27 protein-coding genes, 4 tRNA genes and 1 pseudogene are annotated in these 24,148 nt (G+C 69.7%); 12 read left to right on the top strand and 20 right to left on the bottom strand.

Translation table 11 applies throughout. The features are described from left to right. The first annotated feature begins 21 nt into the window (after nucleotides 1-21). From ACRAWB_RS17885 to ACRAWB_RS17895, 3 genes are read left to right on the top strand one after another with little or no spacing between them, the layout of a single operon-like run. On the top strand, nucleotides 22-1,275 hold the full coding sequence (locus ACRAWB_RS17885; RefSeq protein WP_431354591.1) for an FAD-dependent oxidoreductase: 1,254 nt from the start codon (nucleotides 22-24) through the stop codon (nucleotides 1,273-1,275). Continuing rightward, complete coding sequence (locus ACRAWB_RS17890) at nucleotides 1,266-1,859, top strand: GNAT family N-acetyltransferase (protein WP_431354592.1); 594 nt, start codon at nucleotides 1,266-1,268, stop codon at nucleotides 1,857-1,859. The genes ACRAWB_RS17885 and ACRAWB_RS17890 overlap by 10 nt, the downstream gene beginning before the upstream one ends. A gap of 44 nt (nucleotides 1,860-1,903) precedes the next feature. Beyond that, nucleotides 1,904-2,287, top strand: a complete 384-nt coding sequence (locus ACRAWB_RS17895) for a RidA family protein (RefSeq protein ID WP_431354593.1) — start codon at nucleotides 1,904-1,906, stop codon at nucleotides 2,285-2,287. On the opposite strand, the gene ACRAWB_RS17900 is transcribed toward ACRAWB_RS17895, so the two are convergent. The 4 genes from ACRAWB_RS17900 to ACRAWB_RS17915 form a co-directional block, all read right to left on the bottom strand. Continuing rightward, the gene (locus tag ACRAWB_RS17900) at nucleotides 2,237-2,830 is read right to left on the bottom strand and encodes a GNAT family N-acetyltransferase (RefSeq protein WP_431354594.1); all 594 of its coding nucleotides are present in this window, start codon (nucleotides 2,828-2,830) and stop codon (nucleotides 2,237-2,239) included. The two genes, ACRAWB_RS17895 and ACRAWB_RS17900, sit on opposite strands and share 51 nt — an antisense overlap. A 55-nt stretch (nucleotides 2,831-2,885) precedes the next feature. Further along, nucleotides 2,886-2,960, bottom strand: a tRNA-Val gene (locus ACRAWB_RS17905). Nucleotides 2,961-2,987: 27 nt separating this feature from the next. Continuing rightward, nucleotides 2,988-3,058, bottom strand: a tRNA-Cys gene (locus tag ACRAWB_RS17910). 66 nt (nucleotides 3,059-3,124) lie between these two features. Continuing rightward, nucleotides 3,125-3,197: transfer RNA gene (locus ACRAWB_RS17915), tRNA-Gly, on the bottom strand. Nucleotides 3,198-3,366: 169 nt separating this feature from the next. On the opposite strand from ACRAWB_RS17915, the gene ACRAWB_RS17920 reads away from it, so the two are divergent. Then, nucleotides 3,367-3,439, top strand: a tRNA-Val gene (locus tag ACRAWB_RS17920). Between the two features lie 153 nt (nucleotides 3,440-3,592). Here the strand turns inward: ACRAWB_RS17920 and ACRAWB_RS17925 are convergent. The 5 genes from ACRAWB_RS17925 to ACRAWB_RS17945 form a co-directional block, all read right to left on the bottom strand. Beyond that, complete coding sequence (locus ACRAWB_RS17925; RefSeq protein WP_431354595.1) at nucleotides 3,593-3,943, bottom strand: hypothetical protein; 351 nt, start codon at nucleotides 3,941-3,943, stop codon at nucleotides 3,593-3,595. A 119-nt stretch (nucleotides 3,944-4,062) separates the two neighbouring features. Then, nucleotides 4,063-4,707 (bottom strand): DedA family protein, encoded by a 645-nt coding sequence (locus tag ACRAWB_RS17930; RefSeq protein WP_431354596.1) that lies wholly within the window; start codon nucleotides 4,705-4,707, stop codon nucleotides 4,063-4,065. Between the two features lie 130 nt (nucleotides 4,708-4,837). Beyond that, nucleotides 4,838-5,329, bottom strand: coding sequence for a GNAT family N-acetyltransferase (locus ACRAWB_RS17935; protein WP_431354597.1), 492 nt, complete (start codon nucleotides 5,327-5,329; stop codon nucleotides 4,838-4,840). After that, on the bottom strand, nucleotides 5,313-5,450 hold the full coding sequence (locus tag ACRAWB_RS17940) for a hypothetical protein (protein WP_431354598.1): 138 nt from the start codon (nucleotides 5,448-5,450) through the stop codon (nucleotides 5,313-5,315). Before ACRAWB_RS17940 ends, ACRAWB_RS17935 begins: the two co-directional genes overlap by 17 nt. 4 nt (nucleotides 5,451-5,454) lie before the next feature. Then, nucleotides 5,455-5,658, bottom strand: coding sequence for a hypothetical protein (locus tag ACRAWB_RS17945; RefSeq protein WP_431354599.1), 204 nt, complete (start codon nucleotides 5,656-5,658; stop codon nucleotides 5,455-5,457). A gap of 74 nt (nucleotides 5,659-5,732) precedes the next feature. Here ACRAWB_RS17945 and ACRAWB_RS17950 point away from each other — a divergent pair, with 74 nt between their 5' ends. Next, on the top strand, nucleotides 5,733-6,008 hold the full coding sequence (locus ACRAWB_RS17950) for a hypothetical protein (protein WP_431354600.1): 276 nt from the start codon (nucleotides 5,733-5,735) through the stop codon (nucleotides 6,006-6,008). A 397-nt stretch (nucleotides 6,009-6,405) separates the two neighbouring features. On the opposite strand, the gene ACRAWB_RS17955 is transcribed toward ACRAWB_RS17950, so the two are convergent. The 5 genes from ACRAWB_RS17955 to ACRAWB_RS17975 form a co-directional block, all read right to left on the bottom strand. Continuing rightward, nucleotides 6,406-7,029, bottom strand: coding sequence for a hypothetical protein (locus tag ACRAWB_RS17955; RefSeq protein WP_431354601.1), 624 nt, complete (start codon nucleotides 7,027-7,029; stop codon nucleotides 6,406-6,408). Between the two features lie 33 nt (nucleotides 7,030-7,062). Next, nucleotides 7,063-7,536, bottom strand: a complete 474-nt coding sequence (locus tag ACRAWB_RS17960) for a type II toxin-antitoxin system PemK/MazF family toxin (RefSeq protein ID WP_431354602.1) — start codon at nucleotides 7,534-7,536, stop codon at nucleotides 7,063-7,065. Then, nucleotides 7,484-8,131: a hypothetical protein gene (locus tag ACRAWB_RS17965; protein WP_431354812.1), complete on the bottom strand. Its 648-nt coding sequence runs from the start codon at nucleotides 8,129-8,131 to the stop codon at nucleotides 7,484-7,486. The genes ACRAWB_RS17960 and ACRAWB_RS17965 overlap by 53 nt, the downstream gene beginning before the upstream one ends. Beyond that, nucleotides 8,044-8,757: a hypothetical protein gene (locus ACRAWB_RS17970; RefSeq protein WP_431354603.1), complete on the bottom strand. Its 714-nt coding sequence runs from the start codon at nucleotides 8,755-8,757 to the stop codon at nucleotides 8,044-8,046. The genes ACRAWB_RS17965 and ACRAWB_RS17970 overlap by 88 nt, the downstream gene beginning before the upstream one ends. An 81-nt stretch (nucleotides 8,758-8,838) precedes the next feature. Continuing rightward, nucleotides 8,839-10,122 (bottom strand): ammonium transporter, encoded by a 1,284-nt coding sequence (locus ACRAWB_RS17975; protein ID WP_363809261.1) that lies wholly within the window; start codon nucleotides 10,120-10,122, stop codon nucleotides 8,839-8,841. Between the two features lie 232 nt (nucleotides 10,123-10,354). Here ACRAWB_RS17975 and ACRAWB_RS17980 point away from each other — a divergent pair, with 232 nt between their 5' ends. Beyond that, entirely contained in the window at nucleotides 10,355-10,663 is a 309-nt protein-coding gene (locus tag ACRAWB_RS17980) for a DUF4326 domain-containing protein (RefSeq protein WP_431354604.1), read from the top strand. A gap of 5 nt (nucleotides 10,664-10,668) precedes the next feature. Here ACRAWB_RS17980 and ACRAWB_RS17985 read toward each other — a convergent pair whose 3' ends face one another. Together ACRAWB_RS17985 and ACRAWB_RS17990 are read right to left on the bottom strand one after the other, a co-directional pair. After that, on the bottom strand, nucleotides 10,669-11,103 hold the full coding sequence (locus ACRAWB_RS17985) for a SufE family protein (protein WP_431354605.1): 435 nt from the start codon (nucleotides 11,101-11,103) through the stop codon (nucleotides 10,669-10,671). Between the two features lie 34 nt (nucleotides 11,104-11,137). Continuing rightward, a complete protein-coding gene (locus tag ACRAWB_RS17990) occupies nucleotides 11,138-12,040 on the bottom strand; it encodes a sulfurtransferase (protein WP_431354606.1) in 903 nt (300 codons plus the stop codon). A 137-nt stretch (nucleotides 12,041-12,177) separates the two neighbouring features. Between ACRAWB_RS17990 and zapE the strand changes: the two genes are divergently transcribed. Next, nucleotides 12,178-13,233 carry a cell division protein ZapE gene (gene zapE / locus ACRAWB_RS17995; RefSeq protein WP_431354607.1) on the top strand — a complete coding sequence of 352 codons (1,056 nt, stop codon included), beginning with the start codon at nucleotides 12,178-12,180 and terminating at the stop codon, nucleotides 13,231-13,233. Here zapE and ACRAWB_RS18000 read toward each other — a convergent pair. Further along, nucleotides 13,199-14,437 (bottom strand): alpha/beta hydrolase family protein, encoded by a 1,239-nt coding sequence (locus tag ACRAWB_RS18000; RefSeq protein WP_431354608.1) that lies wholly within the window; start codon nucleotides 14,435-14,437, stop codon nucleotides 13,199-13,201. The genes zapE and ACRAWB_RS18000 overlap by 35 nt on opposite strands. A gap of 101 nt (nucleotides 14,438-14,538) precedes the next feature. On the opposite strand from ACRAWB_RS18000, the gene ACRAWB_RS18005 reads away from it, so the two are divergent. The 4 genes and pseudogenes from ACRAWB_RS18005 to ACRAWB_RS18020 all read left to right on the top strand — a co-directional run bounded on the left by ACRAWB_RS18005 (nucleotide 14,539) and on the right by ACRAWB_RS18020 (nucleotide 19,764). Further along, nucleotides 14,539-15,150 carry a DUF3000 domain-containing protein gene (locus ACRAWB_RS18005; RefSeq protein ID WP_431354609.1) on the top strand — a complete coding sequence of 204 codons (612 nt, stop codon included), beginning with the start codon at nucleotides 14,539-14,541 and terminating at the stop codon, nucleotides 15,148-15,150. After that, nucleotides 15,143-16,338, top strand: a pseudogene (locus ACRAWB_RS18010) (HRDC domain-containing protein). Before ACRAWB_RS18005 ends, ACRAWB_RS18010 begins: the two are co-directional and overlap by 8 nt. Nucleotides 16,339-16,432: 94 nt before the next feature. Then, a complete protein-coding gene (locus tag ACRAWB_RS18015) occupies nucleotides 16,433-17,620 on the top strand; it encodes a thiolase family protein (protein WP_431354610.1) in 1,188 nt (395 codons plus the stop codon). A 5-nt stretch (nucleotides 17,621-17,625) separates the two neighbouring features. After that, on the top strand, nucleotides 17,626-19,764 hold the full coding sequence (locus ACRAWB_RS18020; protein WP_431354611.1) for a 3-hydroxyacyl-CoA dehydrogenase NAD-binding domain-containing protein: 2,139 nt from the start codon (nucleotides 17,626-17,628) through the stop codon (nucleotides 19,762-19,764). A gap of 75 nt (nucleotides 19,765-19,839) precedes the next feature. Here ACRAWB_RS18020 and ACRAWB_RS18025 read toward each other — a convergent pair whose 3' ends face one another. The 3 genes from ACRAWB_RS18025 to dxs all read right to left on the bottom strand — a co-directional run bounded on the left by ACRAWB_RS18025 (nucleotide 19,840) and on the right by dxs (nucleotide 23,236). Continuing rightward, a complete protein-coding gene (locus tag ACRAWB_RS18025; RefSeq protein ID WP_431354612.1) occupies nucleotides 19,840-20,820 on the bottom strand; it encodes an aldo/keto reductase in 981 nt (326 codons plus the stop codon). Continuing rightward, nucleotides 20,817-21,218 carry a MerR family transcriptional regulator gene (locus tag ACRAWB_RS18030; RefSeq protein WP_064109243.1) on the bottom strand — a complete coding sequence of 134 codons (402 nt, stop codon included), beginning with the start codon at nucleotides 21,216-21,218 and terminating at the stop codon, nucleotides 20,817-20,819. Before ACRAWB_RS18030 ends, ACRAWB_RS18025 begins: the two co-directional genes overlap by 4 nt. A gap of 65 nt (nucleotides 21,219-21,283) precedes the next feature. Further along, the gene (gene dxs / locus ACRAWB_RS18035; RefSeq protein WP_431354613.1) at nucleotides 21,284-23,236 is read right to left on the bottom strand and encodes a 1-deoxy-D-xylulose-5-phosphate synthase; all 1,953 of its coding nucleotides are present in this window, start codon (nucleotides 23,234-23,236) and stop codon (nucleotides 21,284-21,286) included. A 176-nt stretch (nucleotides 23,237-23,412) separates the two neighbouring features. Here dxs and ACRAWB_RS18040 point away from each other — a divergent pair, with 176 nt between their 5' ends. Beyond that, on the top strand, nucleotides 23,413-24,099 hold the full coding sequence (locus ACRAWB_RS18040) for a hypothetical protein (RefSeq protein ID WP_431354614.1): 687 nt from the start codon (nucleotides 23,413-23,415) through the stop codon (nucleotides 24,097-24,099). Nucleotides 24,100-24,148: the final 49 nt, after the last annotated feature.

The raw sequence follows: 24,148 nt of genomic DNA on the forward strand, positions 1-24,148 counted from the left end.
CTCTGCTCCTACACTCGGCTCATGCAGACGCATGACGTGGTCGTGATCGGCGCCGGGCTGGCGGGTTTGCGGTGCGCCGCCTCGCTTGCGGAGCAGGGCCGGGAGGTGGTGGTCCTGGAGGCCGCCGATCGTGTCGGAGGCCGTCAGCAGACCGACCGCGTCGACGGTTTCACCCTCGACCGCGGATTCCACGTGCTGAACACCGCCTACCCGGCCGTCCGCGCGGCCGTCGACGTCTCCCGCCTCTCGGTCGCCGCCTTCCCGACCGCGGTCCGGGTGCGCCGACCCGACGGGTCGATGGCCACGCTCGCGCACCCGCTGCGGCATCCTCGCCTCCTTCCGGCGACGCTCACGAGTGGCCTACTGACCCCTCGTGACCTGGCCGCCCTCGCCCGGTGGCTGGGACCGATCGCCCTCCGGCCACACGCCACGGTCGCCCGCCCCGACCGCACCGTCGCACAGGGATGGGACGCAGCGGGACTCACCGGCCCGCTTCGCACCGAGGTGCTGTCACCGTTCTTCACCGGGGTCGTCGCGGATTCGTCGGAGTCGACCTCCGACGCCTACGTGCGTCTCCTCGCGCGATCGTTCCTCCCAGCGGCGGCGGGGCTGCCTCGCGACGGGATCTCGGCGCTCCCGCGGGCGCTGGCGGCGCGTGCTCGTGCGGCGGGAGCCGATATCCGGGTCGCGCACCCGGTCAGCGGGCTACGCCGGAGGGATGCTCGTTGGGAGGTGGACGCGCCCAGTGGGACTCTGGCCGCGCGCGATGTCGTCGTCGCCGTCGGCGCCGAAGCCCTGGACGGGCTGGTCGACGTGCCCGTGCCCGCCACCCGCGGGTTGCAGACGTGGTGGTTCGCGGCGGACGACGCCCCGTCCTCCCGCTTCCTGACACTCGACGGAGCCCGCCAGGGCCCGATCGTCAACGCGCTGGCGATCTCGGCCACGATCCCCGAGGCGGCCCCGCCCGGCCGGCATCTGGTGCAGGCGACCTGCCTGTGGGATCCCGGGCAGGCCGCCGGCGAGAGCGGCGTACGGGCCCAGCTCGCACGCCTGTACGGCCCGGCTTCGGCGTCGTGGCAGCTCCTCCGCCGGGATGACATCCCGCACGCCCTCCCTGCGCTGCCCCCGCCCCTGCGGCGCGCATCCCCCGCCCGGATCGGTCCCGGGCTGCACCTCGCCGGCGACCACCGCGACTCGCCGTCGATCCAGGGGGCGCTGCAGTCGGGGTCCCGGGCGGCGAGGTCGGTGGTGGCGAAGGGATTGCCGTGGATGTGACGGCTCAGCATGTGATCAAGCCTTTGACCCCGGAGACCTTCCCGGCCTGGCTGGCGCTCGCGCAGAAGCACAACGGCGTCTGGGGCGGGTGCTACTGCTCGTACTTCCACGGCGACACGGCGGACACCGTCAAGCGCGAGTACGACGGCCCCACGTTCAAGAAGCGCCTCGTGGAGGAGGGCGTCGCGCACGCCGCGCTCGTCTTCGACGGCGAGGACGCCATCGCGTGGTGCGAGTACGGCAGTCCCGACGAACTGCCGAACATCTACCACCGCAAGCAGTACGACGCGGGCGAGTCCCGGCCCGCGCCGTGGCGGATCACGTGCTTCTTCGTCGATCGCGACCACCGTCGCGTCGGGGTCGCGCGGGAGGCGTTGGATGGGGCGCTCGAGCTGATCGCCCGGGCCGGCGGAGGCGAGGTGGTCTCGTTCCCCAACGAGCTCGCCCCGGGGAAGAGGACGTCGTCGTCCTTCCTCCACAACGGCACGCGGGCGATGTTCGAGAAGGCGGGGTTCACCTTCGAGCGCCACATCGGGAAGAGCAAGACGGTGATGCGCATCACCGTCGCGCCGATGGTCGACTGACGTAGGCGCTTCTCCACTCCCTGACCGCGCAGTACAGTCGGCGCATGGCGAAGCAGGTCATCACGACGAGCAACGCGCCTGCGTCTCCCTTCTTCAGTCAGGGTGTCCGGGTCGGCCAGACCGTCTACGTGTCCGGAATGACGGGCACCGACCCGGCGACGAAAGAGCTCGCCGGAGCGACGATTCAGGCTCAGACGCTCCAGGCGCTGCGCAACTGCGAAGCGGTCATCGCGGCCGCGGGCGGGAGCTTGGCGGACGTCGCGCAGGCCACGGTGCTGCTCACGAATCCCGCGCACTTCGGCGGCATGAACGAGGCCTACGCCGAAGTCTTCGCGTCCGAACCGCCGGCGCGCGCCGTGACGAAGCTCGGCGTCGAGCTACCCGGCGTGCTCGTGTCGATCATGATGGTCGCGCACCTGGGCGGCTGACGCCACCCGCCATTCGGACGCCAGAAGCGACCAGACCTGTTTGTCGTAGAAGACGTCGCCCACCGGCCACGCTTCGCGGAGGACGCCCTCGAGCGTCATGCCCAGACGACGGGCGACCGCCGAGCTCCTGTGGTTGTCGCTGCGGCACCTCCACTCGGCGCGGTGCATCCCGCGCTCGTCGAAGGCGTACGCGAGCAGTTCCCGGACGGCACTCGTGATGTGCCCGTGCCCCTCGCCGTCGGGTTCGAGCCAGCATCCGATCTCGAACACGCCCGTCGCCGGAGAGAACTCCACGAACATGACGCCGCCGACGAGGACGCCCTCGGCCCAGATCCCGTAGATGCCTGCGCCGTCCCGGGCAGCGCGTTCGGCGTAAAGGCCGAGGGTGGCGCGGGCGCCCGCCACATCCACTGTGACGAACGACGGACCCACCCAGGGCCGGATGTGCTCCCGTGCGCGGTCCAGGTGGGCGGCGAACTCCTCAGCGCGCCACGGCTCCAACGGTCGGAGGCTGGCGCCGGAGCTCAAGGTCGTAGAGAACATGCGCACACGTTACCGTCTGGATACGAAAAAGGCCCCGGTCAGGGGCCTTTTCTTGTGGTGGGCGATACTGGGATCGAACCAGTGACCTCTTCCGTGTCAGGGAAGCGCGCTACCGCTGCGCCAATCGCCCGAGTCTGAACTCAGGAGCTCAGAATCGAGGTGGATACGGGATTCGAACCCGTGTATACGGCTTTGCAGGCCGCTGCCTCGCCTCTCGGCCAATCCACCGAACGCCACAACACGGAAGAACCGTACCGTACCCGAGAGGCCCGATCCGTAGACCGGGCCGACTCGAGCGGATGACGAGACTCGAACTCGCGACCCTCACCTTGGCAAGGTGATGCGCTACCAACTGCGCTACATCCGCATTTCGTTCCGCAGTTCCCTGCGGCACTTGAAAGACTCTAGCCGATCCGCGCGCCCAAGACAAAACCGATGACGCCCGCCGGGTGTGTCGTCCGCCGCGCCCGCGTCGATGTGCGTTGGACCCTCCGAGTCGGCTAGTATCGGAACTCGCAGCCGCTTGGCTGTGCGACGGGCGATTGGCGCAGTTGGTAGCGCGCTTCCTTCACACGGAAGAGGTCATCAGTTCGAGTCTGGTATCGCCCACCGCAGAGAAACCCCCGGTCACGCCGGGGGTTTTTTGTTTTCCCGGGGGCCATCACATGACGTCTTGTGCGAGCTGGCGTTCGAATGCAGCCGGAATTACACGGGGTACAGCTTGTGGCCTGCGGACGCGTAGGCTGCGCACCCTGCTCTGCGTTACCGCATCCCTGCCGCGTACGAGGCAAGGGCTACCCAGAGGGCGCTGGTGCCGATCACGAAAGGCGAGCACAGTGCCAGGACGATCCGTCCGGACCGGCGGCCCCTCAGAGTGGTGAAGCGCAGCGCCGTTGCCACGGCGACAGTCGCTGCCGGAAACAGGATCGCGATCCAAAAAAAGGCCATGTAGGTGGGGAAGTTGCAATTGGCGTTGCCGAACTCTTCATTGCAACCGTCTCCCTCCAGCCCGAGGAGTAATCCCACAGACGTGGCTAGCACGCCGATTACAAGATTCAGAGCTATCAGCAGCGCGTCCCAGTGGCTGTCTTCTGGGTCGCTCGTCTCGCTCATCCGCATGCTCCGATCGGACTCCTGGCAGGAAGCCTCCCGGACCAGAAGCAAGGATGACAATCCCCTTTTCGGAGGCAGTGATCGCTCGATTGTCGAGTGTTCCGTTTTCGGGCGCTCCGTCAAGCGGATTGCCGGTCCGCGGCCTCCGCCTGCGCCCGGGCGCGCCGCCGTCGCCGGAGCGCACTGATCACGATCGGCGCGACCGAGATCGCGACGACCACGATCATCAGGACGTCGATGTTGTTCGCGATGAACGGGATGCCGCCGAGAAGAACGCCCAGCAGCACCATCACGACGACCCAGCTGACGCCGCCGAGAGCGTTCCAGAGCAGGAAGCGGCGGTAGCGCATGTTCGCGATGCCGGCCGAGAGCGGGACGTAGGTGCGCACGAACGGGACGAAGCGGCCGAGCACCAGCGACGGACCGCCGTAGCGGGCGAAGAAGGCCTCGGCGGCCTCGAGCCGTTCGGTCTTCAGCACGCGCGCGTCCGGTTTGAACAGGCGCCGTCCGAACCGCTTGCCGAGCCAGTAGCCCGCCTGGTCGCCGAGGAACGCCGCCACGATCGCGACGAGGGCGATCTGCCACGGCGCGATACCGAGCTGGGGCGCCAGGATGGCCGCAGTGATCAGCAGCGAGTCGCCCGGCAGGAACGGGAAGAGGATGCCCGATTCGATGAACACCACGACCGCGATGCCGACGAGCACCCACGGTCCGAAGGCGTGCAGCCATGTGGATGCGTCGAGCAGTGGGATGGCCGTGTGCAAATGGATCCTCCGGGTCGATCGAGCGTGAGCCCGACGAGTTGTACGCTCACCGCGCTCCGAGCGCCAGTCCCTCTCAGCCGCTGCGGAGGAGGGGCCTTAACGATCGTTCAGATTCGGGCGGCACCGTCTGTCACGCGGTGTAGCCGTCGACGTGGGCAACCCAGGCGTGCAGCAGCCGATCGTCCGCCGAGGTGAAGCCGTGCCGTTCGTAGACCGGGATGGCACGCGGACTGCTGTGCACCGTCACCCGCTCGAGCCCGAGTTCCGCTGCGCGTGCCAGCACGGCGCCGATGAGCCGGCCTCCGATCCCCGCGTTGCGCCGATCGGGGACGACGAAGGCGCATTGCAGGTCGCCGGACGCCCGCTCGAAGCGGCGCGCGCTGGGGACCCGATCCATCACCGCCAGCCACATCATGCCGACCACCTGGTCGTCCGCGACCGCCACAAAGCACTCGTGACCGCCATGCGTGGCCGCCCACTCGGCGAACCGCTCGGCGAAATCCTCCCGGGAGCAGTCCGGCACGCCGCCCGCTTCGAGAAGCGAGTCCCACCGCAGGCCCCCGACCGCGGACCACTCCTCCGTCCGTGCAGGACGGACGGTGACGTCATCGGTCCGAGACACGGAACCTGCCCTCGGTGTCGAGGATCACCCCGCCGTCGCGCCCACGCGTCGACGTGCGGTAATCGCCCGCCTGGAGCGCCGCATCCCAGTCCGAGCGATGCGCCACGTGGAGGATCGTCATGAACTCACCTCGGTAGGGCCTCCGGGTCCAGGTTGAGGATCGCGTCCTCGTAGAGGTTCCCGTGCGCGTCGAAGGCCGCCTGGGACGGGTTCAGCCACAGCAGGTCCTGCAGCGTGATGCCGAAGCGCTCGGCGACGTAGCCGGGCAGATCGCCGTGTCCCACGCGGTAGCTCGCGGGCGCGCCGGACGGCGTGGTGGCGGTGACCATGCCTCCGGCGAGGGACGCGCTCCCCGTCGACCGGGTGCACATTCGTCTGCCGCGGCGGCACCGACCAGTGGACCGTGTCCACCGCGAGGACCTTGCCCGGGCCGAGCTCGACCGGGACGCCGTCGCCGCTGGCCACCGACGAGTACGTGACCAGGGCGATGAGGTCGGAGGGCGCCGCCCCGATGTTGGCCGATGACGGGGCCGCCGGCGCGGTCGTCGGCCCGCCGAGGACGTGGTCGCCCATGCCGTGGAACGTCACGCCGTCGCCCACGCGCGGCGGCACGTCGAGGAGGGTGACCGAGACCGGGATGGGCGCGGTGTTCATGAAGCCCGAGTACTGCGCGGAGTAGGTGTTGTCGCCGTTGGAGACCATCCGGTAGTGGAAGTGGATGCTGCCCTTCGGTGAAGCGACATCGCCCTGCGCGACGACGGTGCCCGCTGGGACGGGGGTGAGGTACGGCGCGGGCTGCGGCGGGAGGCTCGGCGCGGCCGGCGCCTGGGAAGGTGTCGACGGCGCCGGGGGCGAGGTGGTCGAAGGCGGCGACGAGGTCGGCCGGGCGGTGGCGGTCGCCGAGCGATGCGGACGACTCCCCGCGGTCGCCGCTACCGGTACGCAGCCGGCGAGGACGGCGACGGCCGCAACCGCGGCGATCAGAGCGGCGGCAGGTCTCCTCAGGCGTCGTGCAGGCACCGCTTCATCCTGGTGCCTCCCGGCGGGGAGAACAAGAGGTATTCGATCCGACTGCTTCAGGTGCGCGAGGCGATCGGAAGGGGGTCCCCGACATCCGGCGGCTTCTCGATCAGAGCGAGGGTGTCCTCCTTGGTGAGGTTGTCCGGGAAGTTGTACCGCGCGAAGGCGCCGCGCGGGTCGTCCGGGGAGGTCGGCATCCTGATCGACGAGCGTTCGACCACCTCCCGGAGCACGGCCGCCTCGCGGTCTGTCCGGAGCCGTCCACTGGGCGCGCGGAGCACGACCGTCGCCCGGAACCCGTGGTCCGTCTTCAACTCGACGGCGATCGACCGTCGCCGGCGGGTCGTGCCCGCTCGGAGCTTCGCTTGGGTGATGTCCGCAAAGGATGCGACCCTGCGCCCGGCCTTGAGCTCACGGTCCGCGAGGTTCGCCATCGTCGGCGGAGAGAGGAGTCTGCTGATCACCGCGGTCGCCCCGAGCACGAGGACGCCGACGGCGCATGCGATACCCACCCGGGCGAGAAACGGGACAGGATGCCGGGAGATCCCGGACACCACGACGATGTCGGAGAGGATGAGCGCCAGCAGGGTCGGAGGGAAGAAGACGATGGGCGTCCACCACGGCGGTCGCCCGAGGCGGACCCAGCCGTCGGCGGCATCAGCGCTCGGGTCGACTCCCACGCTGGGCACTCTACGCCCGAAGGTGAGTTCCGCTCACCGCCACCCGTACCGCGCCGCCAGCGCCCGTCGCACCGTCTCGTACGCTCGCACGTCGAGCGCCGCACCCTCGCGGCGCATCCCGGACTGGTGCAGCCGGAATACCCGGTCGAGCCGGACGAAGCTCGGCCGGTGGCGGCCGTCCCAGTCCCCCGAGCCGATCGCCAGGTACTCCGGCCGACCCGGATGCTCCTGGCTCGTCAACGCCACCGCCAGCACGGTTCCTCCCGGCTCAGTGGCGACGACGAGCACCGGGCGGTCCTTGCCGCGGCCGTCCGCCTCCTCGTAGGGCACCCAGGTCCACACGATCTCCCCCGGGTCGGCGTCGCCGTCCAGGCGGGGCTCGTAGGTGGTGCGGATGCGGCCGAGCGACCGCGGGTCGACCTGCTGCGTCGCGCCGGAGCCAGCGCGTCCCGGTTCAGCGGCGGGAGTCGGCCTGGTCGGCGACGCCGTCCGCGACGGGCGCAGCATCGCGCTCAGGGACGACAGAATGCTGCGCAGGGAGGCCACGTCCGGCACCATAGCGGATGCGGGTGAGCCCCACCGTGAAGCGCAGCGCCAGCGCCAGGAGAAGCGACACCGTCGTCGCATAGAGCAGCACGGCCATCCCGGCGATGCCCTGGGCGATGAACAGGTCGAAGTTGCCGCTGTCGACCATGCCGCTCCCGCTGGCGAAGAGGCCCGGGAAAAGCAGCCCGACCAGTCCCCCGACGATCGTCACGACGCAGAGCGTCAAGGAGGGGCCGAAGCGCGCGCGGGCGGCGAGGTCGACCATCGTCGCGCACGCGAGCGCCGACAGCGCGCCGACCAGCATCGCCCAGCCGAGCGTGAGCACGCCGGAGGCGGCGGTGACGGACACCAGGCCCGCGAAGGCGCCCCAGAGCGCGCTGGTGAGCGCGGGGCGGCGCAGGAGGACCGCATCCACCAGCATCCACATCAGGACGCCGGTCGCGGACGCGACGAACGCGCCGATGGCCATCAGCGGCGCGTACGCGTCGAGCGCGCCCTCGGAGCCGACGACCAGGCCCAGCCAGCCCACCCAGAGCGCGGCGCCGCCGAACGCCAGGAGCGCCGGGGTGACGGGACGCGACGGCTGGTGCTCCCCGCGTCCGCACGCGAGCAGGATGCCGACGGCGCTGCCACCCGCTGCCACGATCGGCAGCGCTCCCCGAAGTCGACCACGTGGAGGCCGGCGACCGCCCACCCGTCGTCGAGCGAGAACACGCCGTAGGCGACCGGGAAGACGACGAGCGGCAGCCAGAGGACGGTGAACACGATCCAGGCGCGCAGGGTGAGGCGGGACGAGATCGCGACGGCGACGACGGCCGTGCACAGCACGAGCACGGCGATGACGTACCCCGCACGGGCGAGCGGATACGGAGACGTGGCGGCCGGGTCTGTGCCGGCCAGGGAGGCGAGGCCGGGGTCCGGCCTCCCGAGGAGATGGCCGATGAGCGGCGAGCCCGCGACCATCCCGTAGCCGCCGGCGACGGCGAGGATGACGGTCACCGCGACGCCGACCAGCACGAACCGGAACGCCCGCGCGGCGCGGGCGCGACCGCCGAGGCCGCCCACGTAGAACGCCAGCCCGAAGGCGGCCAGCAGCACCAGCGCGCCGCAGAAGAACAGGAGCAGCGCATCCACCTGGTCGGGCGTGGCCTGCGCCGCGGTGCTCCCTCGAACCGGAATCACCCCCTCACCCTAGCGAGGCGGAACGACGGAACGGGGCGCCGCCCGTAGGCGACGCCCCGTCCGTGTCGGGCAGGAGGACGGTCAGACCGTCTCGAGGGCGTAGCCCTCCTCGCCGTGCACGACGGTGTCAACGCCGGCCAGCTCGTCCTCGTTCTTGATGCGGAAGCCCATCGTCCGCTGGATGACCCAGCCGATGGCGTAAGCCAGGACGAAGGAGTAGATCAGGACCGCGAAGGCACCGACCGCCTGAACGGCCAGCTGGTAGAAGCTGCCGCCGTAGAGGAGGCTGGAGAACTGGTCCGTGGCCTCGCCCTTGCTGTTGTAGACGTGGGTGAAGCCGAAGATGCCGATCCAGAGGGTACCGATGAGGCCGCCGACCAGGTGGATGCCGACCACGTCGAGCGAGTCGTCGAAGCCGAGGCGGAACTTCAGGTCGATCGCCAGGGCGCAGACGGCACCGGCGACGAGGCCGAGGAGGATCGCGAAGCCCGGGGTCAGGATGTTACAGGCCGGGGTGATCGCAACCAGACCCGCGACGGCACCGGACGCGGCGCCGATGGAGGTGGGCTTGCCGTCCTTGATCTTCTCGACGATCAGCCAGCCGATGGTCGCGGCCGCCGGGGCGGCGAGGGTGTTGACCCAGGCGATCGCGGCGACGCCGTCGACCGCGGCCTCGGAACCGGCGTTGAAGCCGAACCAGCCGAACCACAGCAGCGCCGCGCCGAGTAGCGTCAGCGGAACGTTGTGCGGCTTGGACATCCCCTTCTGGAACCCGACGCGCTTGCCGAGGACGAGCGCCAGGGCGAGACCCGCGGCACCGGCGTTGATGTGGACCGCAGTACCACCGGCGAAGTCGTTCACGTGCAGGACGGCGGGGGCCCAGCCGTCGGCGAGGTTGAACACCCAGTACGCGACCGGGAAGTAGACGACGGTCACCCAGATGCCGGCGAACACCATCCACGAGCCGAACTTGGCGCGGTCGGCGATCGCACCCGAGATCAGGGCGACGGTGATGATGGCGAAGGTCGCCTGGAAGCCGGCGAACGCGAGGCCGCCGAGGTCGGGGGTGATGCCGTCCTTGCCCATCAGGCTCGACAGGAACCAGTCCGGGGTGCCGAGGAAGTGAGGGATGGAGGCGGGACCGAACGCGAGACCGTAGCCGTAGACGACCCAGAGGACGCCGACGAGGGCCATCGCGCCGAAGCTCATCATCATCATGCTGATGACGCTCTTGGCCCGGACCATGCCGCCGTAGAAGAAGGCGACGCCGGGGGTCATCAGCAGGACGAGGGCCGCGGCGACGAGGAGCCACAGGGCGTTGACCGTCCCTGCCTCCGCGTAGTCCGCTGCTGTGTGGAGCACCATGCGAATCATCTGCCTCTCTGTGCAAGCCCCGCGGGTTCATGGGGGTTTCGGGGTGGAGCCAGTTTCGAGCCGAGAGGTTTCCGTGGAGGGATGCTCGTGTTTCGCGGTTGTTACGCATCCCTGTCGCGTGTAAACACTGTGTTTCGGGATGCTGCCGATGCGCCGCGCAGGCGTAGGGAAAAGGGCCGGGATGTCGTCTGCACGCGGTCTGGACGCGAAAGGGAGGTGCGCCGTGGGCCCACAGCGTATCCAGCTGAGTCGGCGCAAGGGCTGGCGGAAGCCCGACAACACGGTCGTCGTCGCTCGGCCGACCAAATGGGGCAACCCCTTCCCGATCGCCGAGCTCGGGCGGGAGCGGGCGATCGCGGCCTTCCGGGCGATGCTCGACGACCCTGCGCAGCGCGAGGAGCTGGCGTATCCGGGGCCGGAGGAGATCCGCGCCGCCCTGGCCGGGAAGAACCTGGCCTGCTGGTGTCGGCTCGATCTGGCGTGCCACGCGGACGTGCTGCTGGAGGTCGCGAATCGCGACCCGGCGGCGTGAACCGCTTAGGCCGCCACCTTCTCCCGCACCTGCCGCTTGGCGCGGCCGAGCAGCGCCGACATGCCGCGGATGCGCAGCGGCGAGACGGCCTGGGTGAGACCGAGGGTCTGCGGGAAGTCGTCGGGCACTGCAAGCACCTCGTCGGCGGTCAGGCCATCCAGGCCCTGCACCAGGATCGACGCGAAGCCGCGCGTGGTGGGGGCCTCCTGCGGCGCGGTCGCGTACAGGTGCACGATGCCGTCCGCATCCACCTCGACGAAGATGAACACCGGCGCCTGGCACTCCTCGACCCGCTCGAACAGGTCGGGATGGTCGCGGTAGCGCTCGGGCAGCTCCGGCAGCTCGTCGGAGAACTCCAGCAGCAGCTGGAGCCGGTCGTTCTGCTCCAGCGCCTGGAAGTCGTCGCGGATCTCGGCGAGCGCGCCCGTCAGTTCAGTCACGCTTCAAGGCTACGTCGGATTGGCGGGCACGCGTTCAGCGGGCCGGGACCTCACCGGGCTCTGCGCCCGTGACGATCGGGACGCGCACGGCCGAGCCCCACTCCGTCCACGACCCGTCGTAGTTGCGGACGTTCTCGAAGCCGAGCAGGTGGGTGAGCACGAACCAGGTGTGGCTGGAGCGCTCGCCGATGCGGCAGTAGGCGATGACGTCGTCGCCGGGCTTCAGTCCCGCGCCGTCCAGGTAGACCTGCTCGAGCTCGGCGCGGCGCTTGAACGTCGCGTCCGGCGCCGCCGCCTTCGCCCACGGCACCGACTTCGCCGACGGGATGTGGCCGGCGCGCAGCGCGCCCTCGGTCGGGTAGCCGGGGATCTCGGTCCGCTCGCCGCTGTACTCCTCCGGCGAGCGCACGTCGATGAGCGGCTGCGTGCCGAGGGCGGCGAGCACGTCGTCCTTGAAGGCGCGGATGACGGTGTCGTCGCGCTCGACGACGGGGTAGTCGACGGCGGCCGGCTGCGGGACGTCGCGGGTGACCTCGCGCCCCTCGGCGATCCACTTGTCGCGGCCGCCGTCGAGCAGGCGAACATCCTCATGCCCGAACAGGGTGAACACCCACAGGGCGTAGGCGGCCCACCAGTTGTTCTTGTCGCCGTAGAGGACGACCGTGGTGTCGCGTGCGATGCCCTTCGAGCCGAGCAGTTCGGCGAAGCGCTCGGAGCTGACGTAGTCCCGGACGACCGGGTCGTTGAGGTCGGTGTGCCAGTCGATCTTCACCGCGCCCGGGATGTGGCCGGTGTCGTACAGGAGCACGTCTTCATCGGACTCGACCACGACGAGCCCGGGTTCGCCCAGGTGGGCGGCGAGCCAGTCGGTGCTCACCAGCCGTTCCGGATGCGCGTAGCCGGCGAACTCGGGCGACGGGTCGGTCTCGATGGTCATACGGTGTGTCCCTCCCGGAAACGAGGTGAGGTCGCGGGGATAGGCTGGAGAGCCTGCGACGCCAAGGAATCTACGTCCAGCGTAGGCGGCTGAGAACGGCCGCGGTAAGACTTCGACACAAAGGTGCATAACCCGCCATGACCCTCGAGCAGACCGGCGCCCTCCCCCGCCTCGCCGACCGTTCGCCCCAAATCACGGGCACCGAGATCGCCGCGAGCCTGGTGCCGCCGTCGCAGTTCGAGCACGCGACCTTCGAGTCGTACCGGCCCGACCACGACTACCCGTCGCAGGCGGAGGCCGTGGCGACGCTCAAGCTGTTCGCGAAGACGTGGGAGCCGCAGCGCCCGGCCGGTCTGTTCAGCCGCAGCCGCAAGAAGGTGGAGGCGATGAAGCCGGGCGTCTACCTCGACGGCGGCTTCGGCGTCGGCAAGACCCACCTCCTCGCGGCGCTCTGGCACGAGGCGCCGGGGCCGAAGTACTTCGGCACCTTCATCGAGTACACCGCGCTGGTCGGCGCGCTCGGCTATGCGGGCGCGGTGGACCTGCTGCGCGGCTCAACCCTCATCTGCATCGACGAGTTCGAGCTGGACGACCCGGGCGACACCATGATGATGACCCGGATGCTCGGCGAGCTCGTCGCCTCCGGCACCCGCATCGCGGCGACCAGCAACACCCCGCCGAACGCCCTCGGCGAGGGCCGGTTCGCCGCGAGCGACTTCCTGCGCGAGATCCAGTCGCTGTCGTCCAACTTCCAGACCATCCGTATCGACGGCCTCGACTACCGCCGTCGCGACACCACCGGCGCCGCGGTCACCGTGGAGCCGGACGCCTACGAGCGCATCGTCGCGACGATGGCCCGCCGCGGCGAGACCGTCACGAGCGACGACTTCCAGGACCTCATCGCCCACCTCGCGACCGTGCACCCGTCCCGCTACATCAAGATCATCGAGGGCGTGGATGTCATCGGCCTGTCGGGCGTCGAGGTGCTGCACGACCAGATGGCCGCGCTACGCCTCGTCGCGTTCATCGACCGCGTGTACGACGCCGAGATCCCGATCGTGCAGACGGGTGTCGCGCTCAACGACGTCTTCGACGACGAGATGCTGGGCGGCGGCTACCGCAAGAAGTACCTGCGGTCGATGTCGCGCATGATCGCGCTCACTGCGGGCGAGCTGCCGCCGCACGACGAGTGACGTCCTCCGGAACCGCCTCGGCCGGGACGTGCTCCCGCAGCCAGTCCCCGATCGCCGCCGACCACTTCGCCTCGTCGTAGTTCCACAGCTTCGTATGGAGCGCCGTGTCGAACGGCACCAGCGTCACGATGTCGCTGCGGGCGGCGGCGAGCGCGCGGGAGCCGGTGGAGGGGACGAAGCCGTCGTCGTCGCTGTGCAGGATGAGCATGGGCAGGCTGAGCTCGGCGGCGCGGGCGACGAAGTCCATACTGCGGAGGTCGATGGGTGCGCCCTGGCCGGTGATCGGGCCGCTCCACTCCGACTCGATGAGGCGCATGGCAGCACGCGTCATCATGTCGGGCAGGCGCAGGAGGTTGCCCTGGTACTCGAGGGTGTCGATCCAGTCGATCACCGGTGACTCCAGGACGATGCCGGTCACGTGCTCCAGCGCGGTCGAGCGGGTGATCGTCTGCAGCACGACGGCTCCACCCATCGACCAGCCCATGAGCACGACCGAGTGCGCCCCGTGCGAGACGGCGTACTCGATCGCCGCCTCGATGTCGCGCCACTCCGTCCCGCCGAGACCGTAGCGGCGGTCGATGCTCTCGGGGGCGTCGCCGTCGTTGCGGTAGGAGGCGAGCAGGCAGGTGAAGCCGGCGTCGTGGAAGGTGCGGACCGCGCGCAGGCCCTCCTGGCGGGAGGCGCCCCAGCCGTGCACCTGGATGACCCACCGGCCGTCCTGGGCGTCGGCGGGCGCCGGGAAGATCCAGGCGGGCGCCTCGCCGAGGTCGGTCTCGATCTCGACGCTGGTCACCTCCAGCCCCAGCTCCTCGGGCTGCAGGTAGTAGTAGCCGCTGATCCGGGCACGACCGGCGCGCAGCGTCCCGAATTCGACGCGCTCCAGCTCGCGGACGACCGAGCCGTCCTCCCGCTCGATCAGGCCGCCGAGCTTGGCGTACGCCGTCTCGTTGCCCCACCACAGCCCGAACCGGCCGGGCATCGCGGCGTCCGGGGTGTCGCGGAGCGTCACCGTCCCGGCGGTCTCGTCGAAGGCGCGGATGAGCTGGTTCTGCGGCCGCCGGCGCACCGGCGTGATCACCGTGCGGGCGACCCGGGCGGTCGCCCAGGCTGCCGTCGCGGCGGCACCGAGCACCAGTCCCCCGGCGACGACGGCCGCCGTCCCGAGCACCTTGCCGAACACCGATCCCGAGCCGCTAGCCGCCATAGTCTGCACTGTACCGGCGGCGGCCCCGGCGCGTCCTCAGGACTTCTCCAGGCGGCGTGCCTTACTACCCGGACGCGGCAAAGGCTTCTAGTGTTCGAAGCGTGCCGACACCGACATCCCCACCGCAGCATCCGGCGGAGTTCGCCACGGCGCTGCAGTCCATCCGCGCCGCAGTGTCGCGACCGGAGCTCGTCATCGAGGAGATCCCCGCGCCCGCACAGCTGGCGCCGTACTCGGTCGCGCTCGCGGCCGACGTGCGGCCCGCCCGGCACGGAAGCGACTCGGATCTCGGCACCGGACGCTTCATCCTGCTGTACGACCCCGACGAGCCCGAGGCGTGGGGCGGCCCGTTCCGCATCGTCTGCTTCGCGCAGGCGCCGCTCGAGACCGACATCGGGCTCGATCCGTTCCTCGCCGACGTCGCGTGGTCGTGGCTGGTGGATGCGCTGGACGCCCGACACGCCCGCTACACCGCCGCCAGCGGCACGGCCACCAAGATCATCTCCACCGGGTTCGGCGAGCTCGCCGCCCAGGGCGACGGGTCGCAGATCGAGCTGCGCGCCTCGTGGAGCCCGCTGGAGTCCGACGTCTCGGCGCACGTCGAGGGATGGGGCGAGCTGCTGTGCATGCTCGCCGGCCTCCCGCCGACCGGCGAAGGGGTCAGCCTGCTGAGCACGCGGGCGACCTCGCCGAGAAGGACACCGCGTGGCTGAGCACAACGTCATCGACAGTCGGGACGGCTACCTGCGGGCCGTCGAGCGGATCGTCGCGGGCGAGGGGCCTGTCGCTGTCGACGCCGAGCGGGCCAGCGGCTTCCGGTACTCGCAGCGGGCGTACCTCATCCAGGTATTCCGGCGCGGATCGGGCACGTTCCTGTTCGACCCGCCGGCGATCGGGCGCTTCGACGAGCTCAACGACGCCATCCACGACGACGAGTGGGTGCTGCACGCCGCCACCCAGGACCTCACCTGCCTGCGCGAAGTCGGTCTCGACCCCTCGATCGTGTTCGACACCGAGCTGGCCGCACGCCTGCTCGGGATGCCGCGCGTCGGACTCGGGACGGTCGTGGAGGAGCTGCTGGGCATCCACCTCGCGAAGGAGCACAGCGCGGCCGACTGGTCGACGCGTCCCCTGCCCGAGCCGTGGCTGAACTACGCGGCGCTGGATGTGGAGCTCCTGCCCGACCTGCGCGACGCCATCGCGGCGCTGCTCGACGAGTCCGGGAAGATGGACATCGCGCGGCAGGAGTTCGCCGACGAGCTGGTCCGCGAGCTGACGCCGGTGCGCGCCGAGCCGTGGCGGCGGCTGTCGGGCATCCACTCCATCCGGGGCTTGCGCAACCTCGCCGTCGCCCGGGAGCTGTGGCTGAGCCGGGATGCGCTGGCGCGCGAGCTGGACACGGCGCCGGGACGCCTGGTGCCGGACGCGTCGCTGACCGCCGCCGCCAAGGCGATGCCCGAGAGCAAGCGCGCCCTCGCGTCGCTGCGCGAGTTCACCGGCCGCGCCAGCCGCAGCGAGCTCGACCGCTGGTGGGCCGCGATCGAGGCCGGCCGCACGACCGACGACCTGCCGGTGCTGCGCGGGACCGGCGACAGCCTGCCGCCGCCGCGCGCGTGGTCCGACCGCAACCCGGAGGCGGACGCCCGGCTCAAGGCCGCCCGCGCCGCGCTGACCACCGTGTCGGAGGAGCGCAGCATCCCGCTCGAGAACCTGCTGACGCCCGAGACGCTGCGCCGCGTGGCGTGGACTCCCCCGCCGAGATCACCCCCGAGACGGTCGGCGAGGCCCTGTCCGCCCACGGCGCGCGACCCTGGCAGATTGCCGCAACCGCACAGGTGATCGCTCAGGCTTTTGTCGAAAGCACCCAAAGCGCCGACGAGGGGTCCGAGCCCGTTTCGTAGGAAGGATCAAACGATTCTTTTCGTGCACAGTCGTGTACCTAGGATCGTTTCCGACCTTGATTTGGGAGGCACTGTGGCCGATAGGAACGAAGTCGTGTTCGTCGACGGAGTCCGTACTCCGTTCGGGCGAGCCGGCGAAAAAGGGCAGTACTGGAACACCCGCGCGGACGATCTCGTCGTGAAGGCGATGATCGGCCTGATGGAGCGGAACCCCGAGGTGCCCAAGGACCGGATCGACGATGTGGCGATCGCCGCCACCACCCAGCAGGGCGACCAGGGCCTGACCCTCGGCCGCACCGCCGCGCTCCTCGCCGGCCTGCCGAAGTCGGTGCCCGGCTTCGCGATCGACCGGATGTGCGCGGGCGCCATGACCAGCGTCACGACGCTCGGCTCCGGCATCGCGTTCGGCGCCTACGACCTGGTCATCGCCGGCGGTGTGGAGCACATGGGCCGCCACCCGATGGGCTTCGGCGCCGACCCGAACCCGCGCTTCCTCAGCGAGAAGATGGTCGCCGAGGACGCGCTCAACATGGGCATGACCGCTGAGCGCATCCACGACCGCTTCCCGGCGCTGACCAAGGAGCGCTCCGACCGCTTCGCGATGCGCAGCCAGCATAAGCTCGCCGCCGCCTACGAAGCCGGCAAGATCCAGCCGGACCTCGTGCCGGTCGCGATCCGCTCCGAAGCGGGCTGGGGCCTGGCCACGCAGGATCAGGGCATGCGCCCCGAGACCAACATGGAGAGCCTTGCGACCCTCAAGACGCCGTTCCGTCCTCACGGCCGCGTCACCGCGGGCAACTCGTCGCCGCTGACCGACGGCGCCACCGCGTCGCTCCTCGCGTCCCACGACGCAGTGAAGGAGCTCGGCCTCACGCCGAAGATGCGGATGGTGAGCTTCGCCTTCGCCGGTGTCGAGCCGGAGATCATGGGGCTGGGCCCGGTCCCGTCGACCGAGAAGGCGCTCCGCAAGGCGGGGCTGTCGATCGACGACATCGGCCTGTTCGAGCTGAACGAGGCGTTCGCCATCCAGGTGCTGTCGTTCCTCGACCACTTCGGCATCGCCGACGACGACCCGCGCGTCAACCAGTGGGGCGGCGCGATCGCGATCGGCCACCCGCTCGCCGCGAGCGGCGTGCGCCTGATGATCCAGCTCGCCGCGCAGTTCGCCGAGCACCCCGAGGTGCGGTACGGCATCACCGCGATGTGTGTCGGCCTCGGCCAGGGCGGCACCGTGATCTGGGAGAACCCGAACTACGACAAGCGCGCCGCGCGGAAGGGCTGAGACACGTGACGGACTACAGCAAGATCGACTTCAGCCCGCTCGAGGCCGTCGCCGACGACGAGGTCGTCACCCACGCCTTTGTGAAGGATGTGCCGCTCCCGAGCGGCAAGCGCCTCGCGCTGGTGACCCTCGACAACGGCCGCGACCACACCCGCCCCAACACGCTCGGCCCCGCCACGCTCATGGAGCTGGGCCGCGTCTTCGACGAGCTGACCGAGCGCGCGAAGCGCGGCGAGATCGACGCGGTCGCCGTGACGGGCAAGCCGTTCATCCTCGCGGCTGGCGCCGACCTCAGCCGCGTGGGAGACATCCCGAGCGTCGAGGTGGCGAAGCTGCTCCCCCAGCTGGGCCACTACGTGCTCGGCAAGCAGGCGACCTTCGGCGTCCCGTCCTTCGTGTTCACGAACGGCCTCGCGCTCGGCGGCGGCGTGGAGATCGGCCTCAACGCCGACTACCGCACCATCGACCGCAACACGGCCGCGTTCGCCCTCCCCGAGGTCTTCCTCGGCCTCATCCCGGGCTGGGGCGGCGCGACCATCCTGCCGAACCTCATCGGCATCGAGAACGCGCTCAAGGTCGTCGTCGAGAACCCGCTCAAGCAGAACCGGATGCTCAAGGCGCAGGAGGCGTTCGACCTCGGGATCGCGGACGCGATCTTCGACTCGGCGAACTTCCTCGAGGACTCGCTGCTCTGGGCCGACAAGGTCCTCACCGGCGCGGTCGTCGTGAAGCGCCCGAACGAGCCGGGCAAGATCGAGCGGATGGTCAAGTGGGATGCCGCCATCGGCATCGCCCGCAAGATGCTCGAGTCGCGCATCGGCACCGTGCCGAAGTCGCCGTACAAGGCGCTCGACCTGCTCAAGGCCGCCAAGTCGAACGACCGGGAGGCCGGCTTCGCGCTCGAGGACGACGCTCTGGCGGAGCTCATCTCGGGCGACCAGTTCCAGGCGAGCATCTACGCCTTCAATCTGGTGCAGAAGCGGGCGAAGCGCCCGGTGGGCGCCCCGGACAAGAAGCTCGCGAAGAAGGTCACCAAGATCGGCGTCATCGGCGCCGGCTACATGGCGAGCCAGTTCGCGCTGCTCTTCGTGCGGCGTCTGCGGGTCCCTGTCGTGATCACGGACCTCGACCAGGCGCACGTCGACAAGGGCGTCGCCTACATCCACGACGAGATCGGCAAGCTGCAGGAGAAGGGCCGCATCTCCCCGGATGAGGCGAACCGCTTGCGCGCGCTGGTCACCGGCACGACGAACAAGGCCGACTTCGCGGACTGCGACTGGGTCATCGAGGCCGTCTTCGAGGAGCTGTCGGTCAAGCAGAACGTCTTCGCCGAGGTGGAGCCGTTCCTCTCCGACGAGGCTGTCATCGCGACCAACACGTCCTCGCTGTCGGTGGAGCAGATCGGCGCGAAGCTGAAGCACCCGGAGCGCCTGGTCGGCTTCCACTTCTTCACCCCGGTCGCGGTCATGCCGCTGATCGAGGTCGTGAAGACGCCGCACACCGACGAGGCCACGCTGTCCACCGCCATGGTGACGGCCGCCGCGCTCAAGAAGAACGCGGTCATCACGGCCGACACCCCCGGCTTCGTCGTCAACCGCATCCTGGCGAAGATCCTCGGGGACGCGATGCACGCCGTCGACGACGGGACGCCGTTCGAGGTCGTCGACGAGGCCATCGCGCCGCTCGGCCTGCCGATGCCGCCGTCCCAGCTGCTCGACCTCGTCGGGCTGAAGGTCGGCGCGCACGTGCTCGACACCCACCACGAGGCGTTCCCCGACCGGTTCTACCGTTCGGAGAATCTGCACAAGCTGGCCGAGTACGGCACGCCGCTGGAGAAGGACGCCAAGGGCAAGGTGAAGGGCCTCGACAAGGGCGCAGCGAAGATCGTCTCGGGCGGCAAGAACCCGTGGACGAAGGAGCAGATCCTCCGTACGCTGGAGGACGGCCTGGCCGACGAGATCCACCGCATGCTGGTCGACGACCACGTGGTCGAGGAGCCCGAGGACATCGACCTCTGCATGATCCTCGGCGCGGGCTTCCCGTTCCAGATGGGCGGCATCACGCCGTACCTCGACCGGGTCGGCGCATCGGAGCGGGTCTTCGGCGACACGTTCCACCACCCGCCCATCAAGGGCGTCGCCTAACGCGCCCATCCATGAGACGCAACACGCCGTTATCCCTGTCGGATAACGGCGTGTTGCGTCTTACAGATGTTCGGGTCAGCGGTTGACCGTGGACATGTCGGGGTAGCGGTCGCCCACGGGGGCTGCCACGGCGTCCAGACGGGCCAGCTGGTCCTCGGTGAGGGTCAGCTCGGTCGCGGCGACGTTCTGCTCCAGGTTCTTCACCTTCGTGGTGCCGGGGATGGGCGCGATGTCGTCACCCTTCGACAGCAGCCACGCCAGCGCCACCTGGCCGGGCGCGGCGCCCACCTCGCGGGCCACCTCGTCCACCTGCTCGACGATGCGGATGTTCGCCTCCAGGTTGTCGCCCTCGAACCGCGGGTTGAAGCGGCGGAAGTCGTCGTCCGAAAGATCGTCGAGCGAGCGGATGGTGCCGGTCAGGAAGCCTCGACCCAGCGGCGAATACGGCACGAAGCCGATGCCGAGCTCGCGGACGGTCGGCAGCACCTCCGCCTCCGGGTCGCGGGTCCACAGGGAGTACTCGGTCTGGATGGCCGTGACCGGGTGCACGGCGTTCGCGCGACGGATCGTCGCCGGCGCCGCCTCGGACAGGCCGTAGTGGAGGATCTTGCCCTCGTCGATCAGCTCCTTCAGCGCGCCGACGGTGTCCTCGATCGGCGTGTTCGGGTCCATCCGGTGCTGGTAGTAGAGGTCGATGCGGTCGGTGTTCAGGCGGCGCAGGGAACCCTCGACGGCGAGCCGCAGGTTCTCGGGCGAGCCGTCGAGCCCGCGCTCGTCGTTCTGACGGTGCAGGATGTTGCCGAACTTCGTCGCGATGACCACGCGGTCGCGGCGTCCATCGGCGAACGCCTTCGCCAACAGCTCCTCGTTCGTGTACGGACCGTAGATCTCCGCGGTGTCGAAGAACGTGACGCCCAACTCCATGGCCCGGTGGATCGTGCGGATCGAGCCGGCCTCGTCCTGGCCCGCTCCCGTGTAGAAAGCGGACATCCCCATGCAGCCGAGGCCCAGCTGCGAGACCTCCAGCTTCTCGGTTCCCAGTGCGATCGTCTTCATGCGTCGTTTCCTTCCGTGACCTGCTCGACGGTGCGCCGGTACAGGTCGATCTTGTAGTCGATGGCCGCCAGGCTCGCCGTCATCTCCTCCAGCTGCCGCACCACCGCCATGCGGTGCAGGAGCAGCAGCTCCAGCCGCTCCGCCTCCGTCCCGTCGCCCTGTCGCGCCAGCACGACGTACTGGCGCATGGTGGCGATGGGCATGGCGGTCGAGCGCAGCTTGGTGAGGAAGCCGACCCACGACACGTCCGCCTCGGTGTAGCGCCGGTGGGTGGAGGACGCGCGCTCGACCGGTGAGAGCATGAGCCCTTCGCGTTCGTAGTAGCGCAGTGTGTGGGTGGTGAGTCCGGTCCGCTCGGCGACGTCGGAGATCGACATCGCCGTCCGTGTGTCGGTCATACCGTCACGTTACGACTTAGAGTGCACTCCAAGTCAACCGAGTGCCGGAACTCCTCTGAGTGCTTTCAGGCGCCGGGCTTCTTGGCGGCGGGAGCCTCGTCGGCGGGCGCGTCGTCCGGGAGGGGGCGCGCGATCGGGACACGGCTGCCGAGCACCTGCGCGACGAGGTCACGGGCGATCTTCTGCGGGGTGAGCCCGGCGTCCTCGAGGATCTGGTCGCGCGAGGCGTGGTCGATGAACGCGTCGGGCAGGCCCAGCTCGTCCACGGCGGTGTCGATGCCGGCTCCACGGAGGTCCTGGCGGACGCGCGTGCCGATGCCGCCGACGCGGATGCCGTCCTCGATCGTCACGACGATGCGGTGCTCGGCCGCGAGCGACAGGATGCTCTTGGGTACCGGGACGACCCAGCGCGGGTCGACGACGGTCGCGCCGATCCCCTGCGCGGCCAGTCGCTCGGCGACCTTCAGACCGAGGTCGGCCATCGGGCCGACCGTGACGAGCAGGACGTCCTTGCGGTCGCCCTCGAGCAGCACGTCGACGCCGTCGTCGAGGCGGCGCACCGCCTCGATGTCCGGCTGGACCGGGCCCTTCGGGAAGCGCAGCACCGTCGGGGCGTCCTCGACCGCGACCGCCTCGGCCAGCTCCTCGCGGAAGCGTGTGCCGTCGCGCGGCGCGGCGAGGCGGATGTTCGGCACGACCTGCAGGATCGCGAGGTCCCAGATTCCGTGATGGCTGGGCCCGTCGGGACCCGTCACACCGGCCCGATCGAGCACGAACGTCACACCCGCCTTGTGCAGGCCGACATCCATCAGCACCTGGTCGAACGCGCGGTTCATGAAGGTCGCGTAGATCGCGACGACCGGATGCAGCCCGCCGAACGCGAGACCGGCGGCGCTGGTGGCGGCGTGCTGCTCGGCGATGCCGACGTCGTGCACGCGGTCGGGGAAGCGCTCCGCGAGCTTGTGCAGGCCGGTGGGGCGCAGCATCGCCGCGGTGATGCCGACGATCTTCGGGTTCTTCTCGGCGAGGCGCACGATCTCGTCGGCGAAGACGCCGGTCCAGTCCGGCGTACTGGCCGCACTGGTCGGTTCTCCCGTCTCCGGGTCGATCTTGCCGACCGAGTGGAACTGGTCGGCCGCGTCGCGCAGTGCGGGCTCGTAGCCGCGTCCCTTCTGCGTGATCGCGTGGACGATGACCGGGGCGCCGTAGTTCTTCGCCTGCTGAAGCGCCTCCTCCATCGCCTCGATGTCGTGGCCGTGGATGGGGCCGATGTACTTGATGTCGAGGTTCGAGTACAGCGCCTCGTTGTTCGAGAAGCGGCTGAGGAACCCGTGCAGCCCGCCACGGACCCCGCGGTAGAAGGAGCGGCCCGGCGTCCCGAGCTTGTCGAAGGCGGCCTGTGAGGTGAGGTACAGGCTGCGGTAGGTCTTGCGCGTGCGCACAGTGTTGAGGAACCGCGCCATGCCGCCGATCGTCGGCGCGTACGAGCGGCCGTTGTCGTTGACGACGATGATCAGCTTGCGGTTGTTGTCGTCGGAGATGTTGTTCAGCGCCTCCCACGTCATCCCGCCGGTGAGGGCGCCGTCGCCGACGACGGCGACGACGTGCCGATCCTTCTGCCCGGTCAGCTCGAAGGCGCGTGAGATGCCGTCCGCCCACGAGAGCGACGAGGAGGCGTGCGAGCTCTCCACGATGTCGTGCTCGGACTCGGAGCGCTGCGGGTAGCCCGCCATGCCGCCGCGCTGGCGCAGCTGCGAGAAGTCCTGGCGCCCGGTGAGCAGCTTGTGCACGTACGACTGGTGTCCGGTGTCGAACACGATCGCGTCCCGCGGGGAGTCGAAGACCCGGTGGATGGCGATGGTCGTCTCGACCACGCCCAGGTTGGGACCCAGGTGGCCGCCGGTCTTCGCCACGTTGGCCACGAGGAAGGCCCGCACCTCGGCGGCGAGCTGGACCAGCTCACCGTCGGTCAGACGGTCGAGGTCGCGGGGACCGTGGATGGTCTCGAGGATGCCCATACGTTCGAGTCTAGGCTCGCGCGAATCAACGGAGGCTCGGAACGTACGGGTTGACCGGTGGAAGTCCGCAATCCGTACGCGTTAGAACACAGAGGCCCGGGCGAACCCGGGCCCCTGAGAGCGTGACGTCGTTAGTACCGCCGACGTCCTGCCAAGGAGATTACTACGCTCGCGGAATGACAGCCGGCATCGTGACCTATTTCAGTGCACCGCGGATCGCGACCTACGCCCAACGGTGCGGCGGGGACGAACGACGAGCGTTGGCGTTGTACCGCGCGAATGCGCACATCAGCGGTACGGCCCACACCGCGGTCCACTACTGCGAGGTGATGCTCCGCAATGCGCTCGACCGGGAGCTCCGGAGTTGGAACCGGGCGGTACAGGGGACGGCGGAGTGGTCGCATGATCCCGGGCCACTCCTCCGTTCCGTGCTCCCTGCCGACCGCCTCCGCTCGGCCCGAGACCACGCTGCCCGGGCCGTGCGAGGTCGTCGACCGGTCGCTCATGACGATGTGATCGCGCAATTCTCGTTCGGCGTCTGGCGCAACCTTCTGCCGTCGCAGCGGCATCGCTGGAAGCAAGCACTGTGGGAGGAAGCCCTCCACCACGCGTTCAACAACCGCCAAGATGTTCATGTCAGTCAGATCGCACGCTCCGTGTCGATCGTCGGCGACTTCCGCAACCGGATCGCTCACCACGAGCCTGTGTTCGGCCTGGATCTCCGCGGCAAGCGCAGGGCCATGCGGGACATTCTCAACAGCGTGAGTCCGACCGCCCGCCGCTGGTTCGTCGAGCACGAGCCGCTGTCGGCCGCCCTCGACGACTTCTACGCCGACTGGCCGGAGTTCGAGCGGAAGAACTGAGCCCCCGTCCACCACGCGAACTCGGCGGACGGGGGCTCGGTTCCGGAAC

Origin of the sequence: Leifsonia poae, from assembly GCF_050632865.1 — a bacterium.
Taxonomy (GTDB): domain Bacteria; phylum Actinomycetota; class Actinomycetes; order Actinomycetales; family Microbacteriaceae; genus Leifsonia; species Leifsonia poae_B.

Bases quoted from the DNA above. Each gene is read 5' to 3' on its own strand.
- ACRAWB_RS17885 (WP_431354591.1), top strand. From the start codon at position 22: ATGCAGACGCATGACGTGGTCGTGATCGGCGCCGGGCTGGCGGGTTTG.
- ACRAWB_RS17895 (WP_431354593.1), top strand. From the start codon at position 1,904: ATGGCGAAGCAGGTCATCACGACGAGCAACGCGCCTGCGTCTCCCTTC.
- ACRAWB_RS17900 (WP_431354594.1), bottom strand. From the start codon at position 2,830: ATGTTCTCTACGACCTTGAGCTCCGGCGCCAGCCTCCGACCGTTGGAG.
- ACRAWB_RS17925 (WP_431354595.1), bottom strand. From the start codon at position 3,943: ATGAGCGAGACGAGCGACCCAGAAGACAGCCACTGGGACGCGCTGCTG.
- ACRAWB_RS17940 (WP_431354598.1), bottom strand. From the start codon at position 5,450: ATGACGATCCTCCACGTGGCGCATCGCTCGGACTGGGATGCGGCGCTC.
- ACRAWB_RS17945 (WP_431354599.1), bottom strand. From the start codon at position 5,658: ATGGTCACCGCCACCACGCCGTCCGGCGCGCCCGCGAGCTACCGCGTG.
- ACRAWB_RS17960 (WP_431354602.1), bottom strand. From the start codon at position 7,536: ATGCTGCGCCCGTCGCGGACGGCGTCGCCGACCAGGCCGACTCCCGCC.
- ACRAWB_RS17975 (WP_363809261.1), bottom strand. From the start codon at position 10,122: ATGGTGCTCCACACAGCAGCGGACTACGCGGAGGCAGGGACGGTCAAC.
- ACRAWB_RS17990 (WP_431354606.1), bottom strand. From the start codon at position 12,040: ATGACCATCGAGACCGACCCGTCGCCCGAGTTCGCCGGCTACGCGCAT.
- zapE (WP_431354607.1), top strand. From the start codon at position 12,178: ATGACCCTCGAGCAGACCGGCGCCCTCCCCCGCCTCGCCGACCGTTCG.
- ACRAWB_RS18000 (WP_431354608.1), bottom strand. From the start codon at position 14,437: ATGGCGGCTAGCGGCTCGGGATCGGTGTTCGGCAAGGTGCTCGGGACG.
- ACRAWB_RS18025 (WP_431354612.1), bottom strand. From the start codon at position 20,820: ATGAAGACGATCGCACTGGGAACCGAGAAGCTGGAGGTCTCGCAGCTG.
- ACRAWB_RS18030 (WP_064109243.1), bottom strand. From the start codon at position 21,218: ATGACCGACACACGGACGGCGATGTCGATCTCCGACGTCGCCGAGCGG.
- dxs (WP_431354613.1), bottom strand. From the start codon at position 23,236: ATGGGCATCCTCGAGACCATCCACGGTCCCCGCGACCTCGACCGTCTG.
- ACRAWB_RS18040 (WP_431354614.1), top strand. From the start codon at position 23,413: ATGACAGCCGGCATCGTGACCTATTTCAGTGCACCGCGGATCGCGACC.